General features: G+C 58.3%; 17 protein-coding genes. 8 read left to right on the top strand and 9 right to left on the bottom strand.

All coding sequences use genetic code 11. The features are described from left to right. Nucleotides 1-46 precede the first annotated feature (46 nt). Complete coding sequence (locus HD598_RS08075; protein WP_183665062.1) at nt 47-1,285, bottom strand: hypothetical protein; 1,239 nt, start codon at nt 1,283-1,285, stop codon at nt 47-49. A 150-nt stretch (nt 1,286-1,435) separates the two neighbouring features. Here HD598_RS08075 and HD598_RS08070 point away from each other — a divergent pair, with 150 nt between their 5' ends. Next, nucleotides 1,436-2,068, top strand: a complete 633-nt coding sequence (locus HD598_RS08070; RefSeq protein WP_183665060.1) for an arsenate-mycothiol transferase ArsC — start codon at nt 1,436-1,438, stop codon at nt 2,066-2,068. Between the two features lie 33 nt (nt 2,069-2,101). On the opposite strand, the gene HD598_RS08065 is transcribed toward HD598_RS08070, so the two are convergent. After that, a complete protein-coding gene (locus HD598_RS08065) occupies nt 2,102-2,734 on the bottom strand; it encodes a response regulator transcription factor (RefSeq protein ID WP_311538993.1) in 633 nt (210 codons plus the stop codon). Between the two features lie 43 nt (nt 2,735-2,777). Then, nucleotides 2,778-2,951, bottom strand: a complete 174-nt coding sequence (locus HD598_RS08060) for a hypothetical protein (protein WP_183665059.1) — start codon at nt 2,949-2,951, stop codon at nt 2,778-2,780. 245 nt (nt 2,952-3,196) lie between these two features. On the opposite strand from HD598_RS08060, the gene HD598_RS08055 reads away from it, so the two are divergent. Both HD598_RS08055 and HD598_RS08050 read left to right on the top strand, forming a co-directional pair. Beyond that, on the top strand, nt 3,197-3,745 hold the full coding sequence (locus tag HD598_RS08055; protein ID WP_311538992.1) for an ABC transporter permease: 549 nt from the start codon (nt 3,197-3,199) through the stop codon (nt 3,743-3,745). A 12-nt stretch (nt 3,746-3,757) separates the two neighbouring features. Beyond that, on the top strand, nt 3,758-4,147 hold the full coding sequence (locus HD598_RS08050) for an ATP-binding cassette domain-containing protein (protein WP_183665057.1): 390 nt from the start codon (nt 3,758-3,760) through the stop codon (nt 4,145-4,147). 194 nt (nt 4,148-4,341) lie between these two features. On the opposite strand, the gene HD598_RS08045 is transcribed toward HD598_RS08050, so the two are convergent. Together HD598_RS08045 and HD598_RS08040 are read right to left on the bottom strand one after the other, a co-directional pair. Beyond that, complete coding sequence (locus HD598_RS08045; protein WP_183643452.1) at nt 4,342-5,694, bottom strand: MFS transporter; 1,353 nt, start codon at nt 5,692-5,694, stop codon at nt 4,342-4,344. 179 nt (nt 5,695-5,873) lie between these two features. After that, the gene (locus HD598_RS08040) at nt 5,874-6,611 is read right to left on the bottom strand and encodes an IclR family transcriptional regulator (RefSeq protein WP_183665055.1); all 738 of its coding nucleotides are present in this window, start codon (nt 6,609-6,611) and stop codon (nt 5,874-5,876) included. A gap of 66 nt (nt 6,612-6,677) precedes the next feature. On the opposite strand from HD598_RS08040, the gene HD598_RS08035 reads away from it, so the two are divergent. Further along, complete coding sequence (locus HD598_RS08035) at nt 6,678-7,874, top strand: MFS transporter (RefSeq protein ID WP_183665053.1); 1,197 nt, start codon at nt 6,678-6,680, stop codon at nt 7,872-7,874. Between the two features lie 85 nt (nt 7,875-7,959). On the opposite strand, the gene HD598_RS08030 is transcribed toward HD598_RS08035, so the two are convergent. The 4 genes from HD598_RS08030 to HD598_RS08015 all read right to left on the bottom strand — a co-directional run bounded on the left by HD598_RS08030 (nt 7,960) and on the right by HD598_RS08015 (nt 12,139). Then, nucleotides 7,960-8,367 (bottom strand): DUF779 domain-containing protein, encoded by a 408-nt coding sequence (locus HD598_RS08030; RefSeq protein WP_183666750.1) that lies wholly within the window; start codon nt 8,365-8,367, stop codon nt 7,960-7,962. Nucleotides 8,368-8,391: 24 nt separating this feature from the next. Continuing rightward, nucleotides 8,392-9,915, bottom strand: coding sequence for an acetaldehyde dehydrogenase ExaC (exaC, locus tag HD598_RS08025; protein ID WP_311538991.1), 1,524 nt, complete (start codon nt 9,913-9,915; stop codon nt 8,392-8,394). A 285-nt stretch (nt 9,916-10,200) separates the two neighbouring features. Beyond that, a complete protein-coding gene (locus HD598_RS08020) occupies nt 10,201-11,448 on the bottom strand; it encodes an aminopeptidase P family protein (RefSeq protein WP_183665049.1) in 1,248 nt (415 codons plus the stop codon). Between the two features lie 169 nt (nt 11,449-11,617). Further along, the gene (locus tag HD598_RS08015; protein WP_183665047.1) at nt 11,618-12,139 is read right to left on the bottom strand and encodes a creatininase family protein; all 522 of its coding nucleotides are present in this window, start codon (nt 12,137-12,139) and stop codon (nt 11,618-11,620) included. Nucleotides 12,140-12,171: 32 nt separating this feature from the next. Here HD598_RS08015 and HD598_RS08010 point away from each other — a divergent pair, with 32 nt between their 5' ends. The 4 genes from HD598_RS08010 (at nt 12,172) to HD598_RS07995 (ending at nt 16,256) form a co-directional block, all read left to right on the top strand. Then, complete coding sequence (locus HD598_RS08010) at nt 12,172-13,191, top strand: PucR family transcriptional regulator (protein ID WP_183665045.1); 1,020 nt, start codon at nt 12,172-12,174, stop codon at nt 13,189-13,191. A gap of 327 nt (nt 13,192-13,518) precedes the next feature. Further along, the gene (locus tag HD598_RS08005) at nt 13,519-14,427 is read left to right on the top strand and encodes a hypothetical protein (RefSeq protein WP_183665043.1); all 909 of its coding nucleotides are present in this window, start codon (nt 13,519-13,521) and stop codon (nt 14,425-14,427) included. Next, nucleotides 14,420-15,574: a peptidoglycan-binding domain-containing protein gene (locus tag HD598_RS08000; RefSeq protein WP_183665041.1), complete on the top strand. Its 1,155-nt coding sequence runs from the start codon at nt 14,420-14,422 to the stop codon at nt 15,572-15,574. The genes HD598_RS08005 and HD598_RS08000 overlap by 8 nt, the downstream gene beginning before the upstream one ends. Continuing rightward, complete coding sequence (locus HD598_RS07995; protein WP_183665038.1) at nt 15,567-16,256, top strand: ABC transporter ATP-binding protein; 690 nt, start codon at nt 15,567-15,569, stop codon at nt 16,254-16,256. The genes HD598_RS08000 and HD598_RS07995 overlap by 8 nt, the downstream gene beginning before the upstream one ends. Nucleotides 16,257-16,267 lie beyond the last annotated feature (11 nt).

Here is a 16,267-nt window from a genome sequence, read left to right as displayed (position 1 = left end):
CGCCCTCGCGGGCTACGGATTGTGACATCTCAATCCCACGAAAGCCCTACGCCGCGCGTTCGGTTTCCGGCTGGCTCATCACGGCGTCAATGTTGCGGATCAGGACCACCAACCAACCAAACAACACGCCTGCCGCCACCAGTTCAAGGGCCGTGAGGTTGTAGTACCCCAGCCCAAACCACAGATATGAAGCGCCCACCAAGACCAGCACCGCACCAAAACTCATGATGTAGAACGCTCCCGGGAAATACGGCATCCACACCGGCACCCCGAGCATCATGAAAACAATCAAGAACGCGGCCACCCAGACAAACGCCGTGTGCAGGTCAGTCATGGTGTGCACGGGAGCCAGTCCGATCCCCACCAAGCACACGCCGATTCCAATGAGGCATCCGCGCACAATCGAGACGCGCGGCCGCACAAACCGCGTCTCCACTCGCCTCAAGAACCGCACGGGCAGAGCCGGCGAAAAATCAATCAGCTCTCGCTTGGCCAGCCATTTCACTTCGCTCCAGTCCTTGAGTTCACGCGTGATGAAGTCGGCGAGCAGTGCGAGCAGAATTCCTGAAGTCACCAGCGTGGTGTTGAACGTCCAATAGCTGGTGGGGCCTGCCTGCCCCGTGCCCAGTTCACTGAACATCGAGTGCCACCAGAAGGGATTTTCGGCGTACAGCATGCTCACCACAACGCCCGCGGCGACATAAGAAGCCAACAGCACTGACAGGCTTGCCGTGCTGATCTTGGCGCCCGAAGAGTAGGACAAGTACGCAGCCATCGCCGCAGCGCCAGCCACCATGGCCGATCCCGCGATCGCATCAACAGTCAGGCCCACGAAAGACGCTTGGAACATCCGAAACAGTGCTAAGGATCCCATCATCGCGATGGATCCGTGCATGGCCATGAGCGCCAGAGCGTCGAGAATCCGGCGCGGCAATGGTCGTTCCGAGAGCCACTTCAGCGCTTGCTGCGTTGCGAAGAGAAACCCCATGAAGAACGCGAGCGCCGAGGCAATCGCAGACAGAATTGCCGCATACACGGCCACCGAATTGTCTCCAGACAGCGGCGGTCGGTACCCCTGGAACGCGAGAAAAGCGAAGCCGCCCGCCAGCACCGCGGCCACAATTCCGGACCAGGTGGCGCGGGATTCCACGCGCACCAAGTACTTGTGGTTCAGGGTATTGAGCTTTTGGGCTTGCGTTTGGCGCGCTACGTTTCCGTCATTTTCAGAAAGGAGTACCACGCCGCCGCTCGGCTTGGGTGCCTTCTCTTCAGATCTAGGGGGCATACTTCCCAAAGTACTGGAACCCCTGCGATGGCCTAAAAAATCACTCTGAACTAGTTACAAATCACAGCGGCGTCATTATGCTTGTTAACCTAAAGTTCACTTTCTGTTCAACTGAGGTTCAGATAGGGACTCGACTCAAAAGGAGTGGCCATGGAAACACGACGCATGCTGCCACGCATCGCTGAACACCTGACCGAGAAGTACGGAAAGCTCTTCAGCCCCGAGAAAATTGCCGATGTCGTCAACTACTCGTTCGCGACGCTCGACGCCCAAAGTAAAGTCAAGACTCACCTTTTCACCACCACGGAGCACTTCGCGGATCAGCGCCTCCACGCACTGGCTATTTCGCATGGACTCATCGAGGGCGACAAGCCGCGTGTATTGTTCGTGTGCCCGTCCAACACCGGACGCTCGCAAATTGGAGCTGCCCTCATGGGACGCCGGACAGAAGGCGCTGTCGGGACGCGCTCCGGCGGCGTCAACCCGGGCGGCCACTTGCATCACCGTGCCGTGGAAGTCCTTCAGGAGCGCGGCATCGACTTGAGCGGCATGTTCCCCAAGCCCATCGACACTGACGTCCATGACGCCGCCGAATACGTAGTCGCCATGGGTTGCTTGGACCAGATCGAGCAGCGGCCAGATAGCACCTACATCGAGTGGGACATCCCGCTCCTTGCAGAAAAGTCTGTCGAGGAAGTTCGGGAGATCGTCGATCTGATCGAACGCCACGTCGACGAGTTCACCAAGGAGCTCTCCACGAGCGCCCGCCACGCGGCGGCCTAGCGACTAAAGCACCAATTCCTGAAATCCGCCGGGCTAGTTCTGCTGGCCCGGCGTCAGGAGTCCTGACTCATAAGCCAGGACCACCAACTGAGCGCGATCATGCGCCTGCACCTTATCCATGATGCGATTGACGTGCGTCTTCGAGGTGTACGGCGAGATCTGCAGATGCTCTGCAATGTCCGTGTTGGAGAATCCCCTCGCCACGAGCACCAACACTTCTTGTTCACGAACCGTCAGTTGCTCTAGCTCGGGAAAATGCGGCGTCCCCGCGGAGGAGTTTCGCGGAACTTCAGCGACATAACGGGTGATCAACGCCCGGGTGGCGACGGGCGACAGCAGAGCTTCGCCGTCGTACACCGCTAAAACTGCCTTCACAATGTCCTCAGGCTCAGCGCCCTTGCCGATAAATCCGCTGGCTCCCGCGCGAATGGCGGAAACCACGTTTTCGTCTTCCTCGAACGTGGTCAGAATGAGGTCGCGTGCGTCAGCGTTGTTGGGGTCCTCGAATATCCGGCGGGTCGCCTCGATACCGTCAACGAGCGGCATGCGAATGTCCATGAGGACCACGCTCGGGCGAAGACTCTGGACGCACGCCACGGCCTGGGCGTCGTCAACAGCCTCCCCCACCACCTCAATATCCGGGTGGGATCCAAGAACGTCCGTCACCCTTGGCGGGTGAGCGACTGATCATCCACCACCAAAACTCTGGTCAAGGCGTCACCGCCGCAGATGGCGTCATGGCTAACTGCGCATACAGCCAGAAATAGCCGGGCGTGGTGTCTGTCCAGACGGTTCCGCCGATCGCCGCCGCGCGCCCGCGTAGCCCCACGAGCCCAAAGCCGCCGCCGGTTTCAGCATCGCGTTCCGGAGCCGTTAAAGACACCGGGTTAGCCACGGAAAGCGACATGATCGGTGGCACCCACCACGTCAGAAAGTTGGCCGCGAATGGTCACGTGAGCATCGAGGCCCGCTAGGCGCATGCGCTCCAATGAGCCATTCAGTTCGCCGAGATCAGGCTGCAGCAGCGGAGGCGTTCCACTGCCATACGACGACGTGCCTCGGCTTCGCGGGTCTGGTCAGCACGCTGTGCTCGCTCCGTGAGGGATACCAAATACTCTTGGCGCGACCGTGAACTACCCCAGTGCGCAGGCCACCGCAAAGGCCGCGAGTCCCGAACCTTTAGTCCGCATGGGTGGGCCCGGAAAAGTCACCGCACTGGAAAGCGCCGTCCCAGACAGCACGATCAGCACGCAGTCGGAGTTGGCGTCGCAGGTTTCCAGCGCGCTCGCGAGCGCATCCTCGTTGATTTCCAACCTCGGCACGTGGTTCTCGATCGCGGTCCTCGCTGTGGCACTCTTGATCGCCATGCTGCTCACGAGCTCCGGCGTAGCGCGCCGCACCCGTGAGTTCGGAACGCTGAAGGCACTCGGCTGGTCTAACAACCGAGTGGTAGCTCAGGTGGCAGGCGAATCCATGATTCAGTCCATCATTGGCGGCATCGCCGGACTCGCGCTGGGCCTCGGTGCCGTGGCGATCATCTACGCGATTGGTCCCACGATCAGCGATGGAGGGACTACGACGACGCCGGCTGGCGGACAGGGTGCTCCACGCTCCGGTGTCCTTGTGGATCGTCTTGCTCGCAAGTGGCCTAGCCATCCTCAGTGGCTTGGCCACTAGTGCCTTCGGCGGTTGGCGCGCGGCGAGAACCTGGTGGTCCTCAAGAACCTCAACCTCGAGGTGGCACCGGGCGAGTTCGCTACGATTCAGGGACCCACGGGCGGCGGAAAGTCGACGCTGTTTCAGTTCCTTGGCGCTCTCGATACGCCGGACGAAGGAACCATCCAGCTTGGCACTCACCAACTGACCAAGTCATCGAGCGGTCAGCTGACCAGGGTGCGCCGGGATTACATCGGGTTTGTCTTCCAAGACTTCAACTTGATCCCCACGCTCAACGCCTACGAGAACGTCAACACCGCACTGGAAGGCCGCGCGATTTCCAACGCCGGAGGCCTCACGATCATCGCGGTCACGCATGATTCAGGGGTTGCAGCTCGTGCCGAGCGTTGCCTGCACTTGTAGGGCGGGCAGATCTTCGACGAGTCGGATCCCGCGCTGCGCCGCCACTAAACGCAAGGGCCACTAGCCGCAAGAGGTATCGCAGGACGCAAGCCGCGTCGTCGTATTCAAGAGGAAAAGCTGAAACCGGGCTGCTTGGAGATGTGTTGTAAGAATCTCCAATCAACCCGGCTTCTGCCGTTAACAAATGGGAAACGCTAGTGACGCAGCGCGTCCTTCGAGGTCTCCTTCGCGAGGGCGACCGCAATCAGCGAGATCGCCGCGGCACCCACGAGGTACCAGGCCGGAGCGAGGTTGTTACCGGTGACCTGAATCAGCAACGTGGCTACGAACGGCGCGGTGCCGCCGAAGATCGCGTTCGCCAAGTTGAAGCTCACCGCGAAGCCGGAGTAGCGGACGCGCGTGGGGAACATTTCCGCGAGGAAGGATGGGAGCGTTCCATCGTTGAGCGTGAGCATGGCGCCGAGAGCAATCTGGATCAGCAAGATCACTGCGAAGGAATCGGAATCCAACAGTGCGAACGCTGGGACGGTGAAGAGAATGAACAGCACGGATGCGGCCATGAGGACCTTCTTGCGACCAAAGCGGTCGGACAGCATGCCGGTCAGCAGGATGAAGCCGATGTACGTCAACAGGGCCACAGTGGTGGCGATGAAGGACAGCGTCTGATTCAGCCCCATGACCTCTGACAAGTAGGTAGGCATGTAGGACAGAATCACGTAGAAGCCCACGGCGTTCAGCAATACCGCACCCACCGCGAGCAGCAGCGGACGCCAGTAGTTCTTGAACAGATCCATCGCGGGAGCCTTCACGGCCTCGTCCTCGAGGGTCAGCTCGCGGAAGGCCGGGGTGTCCTCAAGCTTGGTCCTGATGTAGCGGCCGATGAGCCCCATCGGCGCAGCCAAGAGGAACGGAATACGCCAACCCCAGTCCTGGAGCGCTTGCGCGTCCAATAGTCCGGTCAACGCAGCGGCAAACAAGGAGCCCAAAAGCAGGCCGGCAGCTGTAGAAGCCGGTACGACGGCGGCATACAGTCCACGCTTGTTAGCCGGCGCGTATTCCACGAGGAACGCCGACGCTCCCGCGTACTCGCCGGAAGCGGAGAAGCCCTGCACCAATCGTAGGAGCAACAACAACAGCGGGGCGCCGAAGCCCAACACCGCATAGCCGGGGAGTAGTCCCACGCAGAAGGTCGCGAAAGACATGATGAGAATGGACCAGCTCAGCGCGTTGCGGCGTCCAATGCGGTCGCCCAAGTGGCCCCAAATGAAGCCACCCAATGGGCGGACCAAGAACGAGATCGCGAATAATGCAAAGGTAGAGAGAAGTGCCAACTGCCGGTCTTGTTCTGGGAAGAAGACCACAGCGATGGTGGTGGCGAGGTAGCCGTAGGCGGCGTAATCGAACCATTCCACGAAGTTTCCAATGAAGGATGCTGTTACCACCCGGCGGCGGGCGTCTTTGCCGATGCCTTCAGGGCGTGGTCGCGCTTGACCGCTCAGCGTAGGTCCGAGGTCCTGAGCGTGATTCGCAGGTGAATTAGAAGACATGTGCCTGTCCTTGACGTCAGAGTATGGCGACCGTTATCCGGTTGCCTGTGTCTTAACGAAATTGCCCTCGTGCTGCAGCAGTGGGGGATCCAGAAGGAACAATTTTGTTGCGTAAATCACAACACGGTTGCGTCTGAACGTCAATAGATCGGCAAATATTAATCTGCGGCAGCCCCCGATTACGCCTCTCCCGGGGCACCCATTCGCGCGGAAATCCGAGCCGCGCAGTCGCGTGTGGCCCGCCCCAAATCTGCCACGCGCTCCTCCGGCACGCGGTATCGCGGAGCCAACATGATGATGGCACCCACCACTTCCCCGCGATGGTCAAAGACCGGCGCGGAGACACCCACCTCGTCCGGTGAAGTGCGTCCGTAGTTAGCGAGATAGCCCTGCTCGGCCAGCTCTTTGAGCGTGGCCTTGGAGCGCGCCTTGGTTGGATTCGCATGCGATTCCAACACTTGCACTGACGCACTTTCATACGTGGAATAGCGCGTACCGAGTGCTGCCATGTGCTTGATCTGCTGCGGCGAAGGAACCTGCTCTACGGTCACAGACTCCGAGCCAGACCACACCTGGAGCGCCACGGACTCCTGAGTTTCCTCCGCGAGTTCGCGCATAAACGGCAACGCCAATCGGCGAATATCAAGGCCCGCGAGCAACGGTCCTGCGACACTAATGAGTCCCAGTCCCAGCCGGAACTTCCGGCTTTCCTCGTCCCGCTCCACGATTTCCAAGAGCTCGAGCGTGGACAAAATGCGGGACACGCTGGACTTGTGCAGTCCCACCCGCGCGGCGATTTCCGTGACGCCCAACAACGGCTCGTCCACCGTGAAGCACTTGAGCACTTCAAAAACATTCGCGATCACGGAAGACCCTTCGCGCGTCGCCTTTCCCGCCGCTGCGGCTTCTTCACTCACAAGGGCTCCTCACATCTACGGAACGTTGGTGCGGATTTCACAACAACTCACTGACAAGATAGTCACATGATTGCCAGAAGATATTGGTTAGGCGCCGCGCTGTCGCTGTTGATGGTGGGCTGGGGCGCCAACCAATTCGCGTCCCTCTTGGCGCTATACCGCCAAGAACATGGCATCAGCGAGCTGGCCGTCACCGCCATGCTCGGCATTTACGTTTTAGGTTTGATCCCCGCGCTCTTGCGCGGCGGATCGCTGTCGGATCAGCGCGGCCGAGCCGGACTCACTCGCCTCGCCCTCGTGTTGGCGGTGGTCGCAAGCGTCCTCATGATCGGCGGCTCGGCTTGGTTGTGGCTGCTCTTTGTAGGCCGTTTCGTAGCGGGAGTCGCCACGGGTCTCGCGATGGCCGTCACCACCAGTTGGGTGAAGGAACTTTCGCAAGCACCGTACGACGACGCCGCCTTCAGCACCGGGGCACAGCGCGGTTCGCTATATTCAGCGAGCGGATTCATGCTGGGGGCCATCGTGGCGGGGCTACTTGCGTCCTTCGCCCCCTTGCCGCAGGTCCTTCCATACGCGGTTCACATTGCACTCAGCCTTGTCATGCTTGCGGTCATCCGGGCGCTCCCGGAAACTTTGCACCCGCATCGACAGGCCGCTCACGCCGCGCTTCCCACCGAGGACGTGGCGCTCTCAAAGCGTCGATTCGCGCGCGTAGTGGGACCGGCGGCCCCATGGGTTTTCGGCTCCGTGACCACCGGTTTCGCAGTGGTTCCCGCCTTCATGGCCAACTACGGCGTGAACCGCTTGCTCTACGCCACCGCCTGTGTAGGACTCGTCCAAGGCTTCGGCGTCCTCATCCAGCCTCTCGCCCGCAAGCTCGACACCCCCACCAGTGCTCGCGCACTCTTGGTGGGAATGAGTACGTCAGCCGCCGGTTTAGGGATTCTTGCGCTCGCAATGTGGCTTGAAAGTCCGGCGTTGGGGCTGCTCGCATCCACGGTGCTGGGCTGTGCATACGGAACTCTCATGGTGTCCGGCCTCTTGGAAACCCAGCGACTAGCTCCCGTGGGTCAGCTGGGCAGGTACAACGGCAAGTACTACACCCTTGCTTACATTGGCTTCTTGGGCCCCGCCATTCTGGCGTTTGTAGGTATTTGGCTTTCACCATGGTGGCAACTCGGCCTTCTGGCCGTACTGCTTTCAGGCTCCATCGTTGCCGTCGCGCTCAACTCGCGCAAGGCACTCCCCCGCACAGCCGACTAAACCCAACCGCTGACACAACAGCACCTCCGCGCACCGGAAACTGGTGCACGGGGGTGAGCTGCGTCGTCGTACTTATAGGGCCCTATCAGGCGTTCATGAGCGTACTGCGAATCAAGAATCGCTTGCCTTCCGGCGCCTCAACCGAGAAACCGGCGCCGCGACCATTGACCACATCCACGGTGAGGTGAGTGTGTTTCCAGTACTCGAATTGCTCGCGGGACATCCAAAACCCAATGTTCCCCAAGACAGAATCGCCTTCCGGCGACGGAAGCTCGAACGTACCCAAAAGCACGTCCGAATCCCCCGTCTTGAAGTCCCCTTCCGGAAAACACATGGGCGCGGAGCCGTCGCAGCAACCGCCCGATTGGTGAAACATGAGTGGGCCGTGGATGCCCCACAGTTTTTGCAGAAGCTCCACGGCTGCGGGCGTGAGCGCCACGCGCGAGACTTCCTCGCCCGCAATCTCCGGCCGAGCCTCAACACGTGTTGTCATCATGCCCTCCCTCTATTTTTCGGTTTAGAAGAAACCGAGCTTGTTCTCAGAGTAGGAGACCAAAAGGTTCTTAGTCTGCTGGTAGTGGTTGAGCATCATGAGGTGGTTCTCACGGCCGATGCCCGAGGACTTGTAGCCGCCGAACGCCGAGTGCGCAGGGTACGCGTGGTACTGGTTGACCCACACACGGCCAGCCTGAATGTCACGGCCAGCACGGTACGCAACGTTGCCATTGCGGCTCCAGACGCCAGCGCCCAAGCCATAGAGGGTGTCGTTGGCAATGGAGATTGCGTCCGCGTAGTCCTTGAACGTCGTCACGGAGACCACGGGGCCGAAGATCTCTTCCTGGAAGACGCGCATCTTGTTCTGGCCGCGGAAGATGGTGGGCTGCACGTAGTAGCCACCTTCGAGGTCGCCACCGAGTTCGGCGCGGCCGCCACCGGTCAGCACCTGAGCACCTTCTTGGCGTCCAATATCCATGTAGGAAAGGATCTTTTCGAGCTGATCATTGGACGCCTGAGCGCCCATCATGGTGTCCGTGTCCAGCGGGTTACCCTGCTTGATGGCATGTGTGCGAGCCACCACGGCCTCCAGGAACTTGTCCGCGATGGACTCCTGAATCAGCGCGCGGGACGGGCACGTGCAGACTTCGCCCTGGTTCAGTGCGAACAGCGTGAAGCCTTCTTGAGCCTTGTCATAGAAAGCGTCATCCGCTGCCATGATGTCCTCGAAGAAGAGGTTAGGGCTCTTGCCACCCAATTCGAGCGTGACGGGGATGAGGTTTTCAGAGGCGTACTGCATGATGAGTCGGCCCGTGGTGGTCTCACCCGTGAACGCGATCTTGCGGATGCGCTTGTTGGACGCGAGTGGCTTGCCGGCCTCGAGACCGAAGCCATTAACGATGTTCACTACGCCGGGCGGAAGGAGATCTCCGATGATCTCAAAGAGGACCAAGATGCTGGCGGGGGTCTGTTCGGCCGGCTTCAAAACGACGGCGTTGCCTGCAGCGAGTGCCGGAGCCAGCTTCCAGACCGCCATGAGGATCGGGAAGTTCCACGGGATGATCTGGCCCACGACACCGAGAGGCTCATGGTAATGGTAGGCCGTGGTGTTGTCGTCGAGCTGTGAGAGCGAACCTTCTTGAGCTCGGATGGCGCCGGCGAAGTAGCGGAAGTGATCGATGGCCAACGGAATGTCAGCGTTCAAGGTTTCGCGAACAGCTTTGCCGTTATCCCATGACTCAGCAACTGCGATGAGCTCAAGGTTCGCTTCCATACGGTCCGCGATCTTGTTGAGGATTACCGCGCGCTCGGCGGGGCTGGTCTTGCCCCAGGCCGGTGCCGCTGCGTGCGCAGCATCAAGTGCCGCCTCAATGTCCTCAGGGGTGCCGCGGCCAACTTCGCAAAACACTTTGCCGTTGACTGGGGAAACGTTCTCGAAGTACTGACCCTTGATGGGTGCTTTCCATTCGCCGCCAATGTAGTGCTCATAACGGCTCTTGAAAGTAACGACCGAACCCTCAGTTCCAGGGTTTGCGTAAACGGTCACGTTTGCTCCTTTGCGTCGTCGCAGCCGGCGCTCCGTTTGCTGGCACCACCGCGTAAATGTGAGCCTAGTCATATTTAGTCTCACACAACAGGAAATCCTCAAACTCTCAACTGAAACTCAGAAAGTTCACCGCTTGGCGCACCCTCACTACCGTTCGTCGATAAAGACTCGGGAAGTGCCCCAAATATGACGACTTCCGAAGGGATTTCCCAAAACCAAAGAGCCCCCGCTTCGCGGATCTCCCGAAAGAGATGCGTGAAGCGGGGGCCCAGCGGAGCCTCTTAATTAGGCATCGATGATGTTGTGCTCCGGGCCGAAGCCGAACTTCGTGATGTTCTCTGCGCCGTCTTCACCGACAACGAGGATGTCGTGCTCGCGGTAGCCGCCGGCGCCTGGCTCGCCGTCCATGACGGTGATCATAGGTTCCATGGAGACAACCATGCCCGGCTCCAACACGGTGTCGATATCTTCGCGCAATTCGAGGCCAGCTTCGCGGCCGTAGTAGTGCGAGAGAACACCGAAGGAGTGGCCGTAACCGAAAGTGCGGTTCGGGAGGAGGCCGTAGCCAATGTAGATCTCGTTGAGTTCAGCCGCGATGTCCTTGCAGACTGCCCCCGGCTTGATGAGCTCTAGGCCCGCGCGGTGTACCTCAACGTTGATGTTCCACAATTCAAGGGAACGCTCGTCCGGCTGGCCCAAGAACATGGTGCGCTCAAGAGCGGTGTAGTAGCCGGACGTCATCGGGAAGCAGTTGAGGGAGAGGATGTCGCCCTTCTGCAACTTTCGAGTGGTGGCCCAGTTGTGAGCGCCGTCGGTGTTGATGCCGGACTGGAACCATACCCAGGTATCGCGGATTTCGGAGTCAGGGAACGTCCGAGCAATCTCGTGCGTCATGGCCTCGGCGCCAATCAAAGCGACTTCGTATTCCGTGATTCCTTCACGGATGGCCGCCTTGATAGCTTCGCCACCCAAGTCACCGATGCGCGCACCGTGCTTGATGACCTCGATCTCCTCGGCGGACTTGATCATGCGCTGGCGCATGGCTTCCTTGGAGATGTCCACGAGCTCTACTCCGGGGAACTGTGCTTGCAGCTTTGCATGCTGATCCAGTGAGAGGAAGTCGAACTCGACACCAAGACGCTTCGGGGTAATGGCTCGCTGCGCGAGTACTTCGGCAATGGCGAACTGGTAGTTGTCGCGCTTCCAGTCCGTGTAAACGAGATTGTCGCCGTAGGAGCGACGCCATGGCATGCCGGCGTCGATGTTGGCGGTCACGGAGACGGAATCCTGTGGGGTAACCACGAGTGCGTAGGCGCGGCCGAAGCTGGTGAAGAGGAAGTCCGAGTAGTACTTGATGCCGTGGTATGAGGTGAGCACGGTGGCTTCGAGGCCCTTATCCTCCATGATCTTGCGCAGACCGTTGAGGCGGCGCTCCATTTCAGCGTCGGAGAAGGTCAAGGAAACCTTTTCACCGTTGTGAAGAACCTTGGTGCGCTCGAGCTCGGCGATGGACGATGCTGGGATGGTGGTCATTTCACTCTCCTATGAGTTGAGTAGGTGTTGCAATTTTTACTACGGTGTTGCGATTATCACAACATGATTGGAGGTATTGGTCAAGAGGTTTCGGTGATATTTCTTCGACACCCTCGTTCCGCACAGCGGAGTCGGCTTCTCTACGACTGCGTGCGGACCAAGAGGAGCGTCAGACCGCCACTGCTTTGTGGAGCTCGAAGGCGAGGTCGGAGGAAATAGCTGACACGACGTCGTCGTACAACAATTTCCCCTTCTCAGTGCTGGCCCCATCCGGAGCCGAGAGGCAACCGGACCGCGGGGTGCGCGCTGCAACCGCAGGCAGGCGATCGAATTTGGGTAGGACAGCTGCGGGGCCCACGGGGGCTCGGGACATGTCCACCGAGTTGGGTGACAAGTGCAGCATGAGCGCCGTTTCCAGAACCCCACCGTGCTCAATGTCCCAGCCGGGGAAGCCCTGCGGATATACCTGCGCCAAGGTTTCTTCGCCGACGTAGTCCCAGTAAGACAACAGGAGGCCAAAGCGGTCGCCCTGCTGTTCTCTATTAAGAGACTCCATCGCGAGGTCAATGCCCTCATCTAAGAACTGGTAGTTCTCGTAGTGACCATTCAGGAAGATGATGTGCTCAAACCCTCGCTTCAGGTAAGAGGTCACAAGGTCCTTGGTCTGAGCAATGACCGTGGCTGCAGACAAGCAGCGCCAAGCACCCGGACCTCGGGCACATCATGGAACTCATTGCCCAAACCCTTGACGCGCAAGCCGTCCTCTACGATCACTCAGGCGAAGTCCTGGCTAAATCCGCGTCGAAGTTGGCCACCAAAGAGACCGCCGACGTGGATAAGGTTCCGCATCAAGCGGACGCCGTCGTCGTCATAGCTGGAAATATCACCGCAACCCTAGAAATCAGCGCAACCACGCAACCGGTAGAGCTCCTCCAATCCGCAACGTCCCGCACGGCGGAAGTCCTCTCCATTGCGCTCGCGCATCTCTTGCGCCCTTCTTCGTCCCACATTGTGGAGCAACGTCTCATCCGAGCGATCATGGAGGACGCCCTCTACGCCACGCTGGCGAACTTGTGGGACCGCGCCAATGTGCCTCTGGGGCCGTTCGCGATTTTTGTGGTGCGGCCGTTCAACAGCGGCACACTGAATACCAGTGTCTATGCGGCGGTCCGGAGAATCCTGGGACATGGGGCGATGGACAGCGTGGGAACGGATTTAATTGGAGTCATCCCGCTCCCGGACGCGGGAACGCGAGCCGCCCGCGAGAAATTCGCGGCGAGCCTGAATTCCATCGCCACTAAGTTCCCGTCCCGCGCAGTGGTTAGCACACTGAGCTGGAACCAAACGTTCGCGTATTTGTCCTATACGGATGCGGTGGCCGTCCTCAACGATGAGCACTTCAGCAACGCCGGCGTTATCGACTCCATGCGCCACTATCCCACACGCGCTTTAAGGAATTTAGAAAATCAATACTTTTCGCGAAGTTATATCCATGCGCAAGTGGAACCTTTGCGGCTCTGGGATGAAAAACACAGCACACAACTCGTGGACACTCTCACCACGTGGCTGGACCGTGCATGCAACACCACGGAGACCGCGGCGGTGCTGCACGTGGAGCGGCAGACCCTGCACAAACGACTCACCAAGATCTTCGAAATTCTCGAGGGCGATCCCCGGCATGACGCGGATTTACTGGGGTTGCACCTGGCTTTGCGGATGTCTCAATTGCGGACTGAGATCTAAGCTTGGGATCGCGCTAAATACGCAATGGCCCTGGAGGCTTCCGTGCACTCCGGAGCAACTTTCGTCATAAAGGAATAGCGGCGCTCAACCCCCAGCCAGACCCTTGTGCACTGTCCAGGCCTAGCATAGGATCGCCATAGAACATCAAAGTTTTTGATTTTCTAAACGCCGAGAATTCTCGGCCGTCAGCAATTTCGAAGATGGGGGAACATCATGAAGTTCGCGGGAAAAGCAATTGGCGGAGCGTTCGCCGCATCCTTAGTAATCGCAGGGGCCTCACCCGCATTGGGAGTCGCGTGCCTTTCAGGAGACACAAACTAAATTCACATGAACCAAACTTTGAAAAAGGTTTTCCTGGCCCCTCTGGTGCTTCTTGCGGCTGTTGGCATGTTGAGCGGGTGCGGCTCAAACTCGGCTACGCCACCTAACGAGAAATCGTTGAGGGCAGTCTCGACACTCACTGAATTTCCAATGGAAATTTCTATGGCAAATGAAATCTTGATTCAGGAATGCATTAGAAGGGAAACCGGCCTCAACCCTCCGTTGAATATATCCGAGGTCAACCGACGCCCCCTCACGCATCCAATGTCCAATGTGTTCACTTCCGAAGCCGAAGCGAAACAATTGGGCTACATCACTACGTTCAAAGATGAACCTGACGCACTTGAACTCTGGATAAAGAGCTTGTCCGTCCAGGATCAACAGAGATATTGGACCGCTTTCACAGGGCCCCCGGACGGACCGGAGGTTGAAGTCGCGGGCTCAAACGGTCAGATTGTGAGCACGGCAAAAGCGGGTTGCAATTCCAGTGCCATTGCTCAAGTGTATGGCTCCATCGAAAGTAATCTTTCGCTTACCTTAATGATCAACGAGTACCTCGTCGCCGCTTATAGTTCTGCTGGCAACCGAGATGCCGAACTCACCCGCTTGGTTCCGAAGTTTGAGCAGTGCATGAAAGATCACGGATACAGCGTCACGGGCTTTGGTGTTCAAAATCTTGCAGCCACCATGTTGGGAAAGTATAGAAAACTGGGCGAAAAACCCAATGCGGAAGAGCAGAAACTCGCCGCCGCAGACTTCGCTTGTCAAAACGAAATTGATCTCCTTGGAGTAATCAACAAAAACTTCGCACAAGGGGCGGATGCTTGGCTACAGGCAAACGAAGGCAAGCTACTGGCTATGCAGGAAGAACTTAATAAAGCGAAGGATCGAGCCATAAAGATCATCAATGGGTAGCGGCAATAAACAGAATACCCGAACCTCATTTGTAGCACTGCTCGGCGGCTTGATCACTGCCGTCATCATTGCAGTGGCGAGTTTAGCGTTACTTGCTGCAGTGGGAATCAACAACTTTCAAGCGACGCAACAGCCAGCAGCAACCACCCCGGCCATTACAGTCACTGCAGAAAAAGGTGCCGTGGAGGAGACCGTCGACGTCAAAGTCCACTCGCTACGAAATGCCTCCATGACACTTACTGGCGCTTATTTGGGCGCAGGGGTGGTAACAGGTCCCCCGCTACCAGTTGGTTCCACAATTAAGGATGGCGACTCGATACTTTCTATCAACGAGAAGCCCGTCTTGATTATTCAGGGTGAGATTCCCGCCTATAGACCTCTTGGTCCAGGGTTGAAAGGTGACGATGTCACCCAACTCCAAGAGTTCCTTGTACGAGAGAATTTCAAGCACTGGGACAAGAAGGGAGTTTTTGGTGCCTCCACCGCGTTGGCGCTGGCAAAGTTCTACAAAGAGCGCAACCTTCCCGTGGTGAATGAAAACGGTGAACTAACAACCTCTTTGCGGCAAGCCGGCCTACCCCTCTCACGATACTTTTTCGCGAAAAGCATGCCTCTTGAAATTGCCGAGGACTGCGGACCTGCGGGCCAACAAGCCGCGGATTTCAAGTGTGTACTGCAATCCAGCGCTACCAGCACCGTGATTTCTTCAAGCGCAGACCGGGATCTGCAAGGCATGCAGGTCCTGTTGACAAGTGTGAGTGGTCAACCGGTTGTCGCTACTGTTGGCAAGCCCACGGTCAAACAACAGGCCACTGTCCGCAAAGAAGCGGATACTGCTCAAGAAGCGGCGCAACCGGCCACAGAGCGCTGGTTCAGCCTCACCGGCCTGCCTAAAGACAGCGCCGAGTTCGCCGAGAACGCTCGAGTGGTGGTGCAAACATCAGCCAAGGATGGGCTCAGAATCCCAGCAACAGCTATTCACGAAGACGCTAATGGTCAATCGTTCTTGCAATCTGCATCAGAAGCAGACTCGGGAGAAAAAGCGACCACCAACCATCCCGTCAATGTCCTTTTTTGCGCCAATAGCTATTGCGCTATTAAGGGCGAAAAATTAGCGGCGGGAATGGAATTCAGCGTCCTTGAATAACGACGAAAACAGACAACAACTTGTCCGCGCACACAACGTTCGGAAGGTCTTTGAGCCCGGTGAACAAGGCGTACGTAGCGGCTCGTTCAGCATCAACTCCGGGACTTCCACGGCTATCGTGGGGCCCAGCGGCTCTGGGAAAACCACCCTTATGACGCTACTGGGGCTCTTGGAAAAACCGGATAGTGGAGAGCTGACGCTGTTTGGCAGCGACTCCAAAAGCTTAACTCTGACCGAGGCAACCAAAATCCGCCGCCACGAGTTGGGATTCATTTTTCAAGCATTTCATTTGATCCAACATCTCAATGTCTCTGAAAACGTCATGCTGGGATTACACCCAGCGGAGACAGGGCAATCGGACCGAAAGCAAAGAGTCACGGACCAGCTGATGGCGCTTGGGCTGGAAACCCACGCAAATGCGTTCCCAAAAACGTTGTCCGGCGGCCAGCAACAGCGAGTCGCAATCGCTAGGGCGCTTGTCCGGCGCCCCAAACTTCTTTTATGCGATGAACCCACCGGAAATCTTGATAGCACCAACGGCGAGATTGTGATTCAGGCGCTTCTGAATTCAGTATCTAATGATTCGGCGGTGGTGATCGTGACACATGATGAAGACTTGGCTGCACGGTGCTCCCATCGCATTCGCGTCAAGGACGGAATCGCCACGGGTGACTCGCTGTGAAGAACTCGCTC

Origin of the sequence: Neomicrococcus aestuarii (assembly GCF_014201135.1) — a bacterium.
GTDB classification, from domain to species: domain Bacteria; phylum Actinomycetota; class Actinomycetes; order Actinomycetales; family Micrococcaceae; genus Neomicrococcus; species Neomicrococcus aestuarii.
The sequence above is the reverse complement of the archived record's forward strand: the minus strand, read 5'-3'. Positions and strand labels throughout refer to the sequence as shown.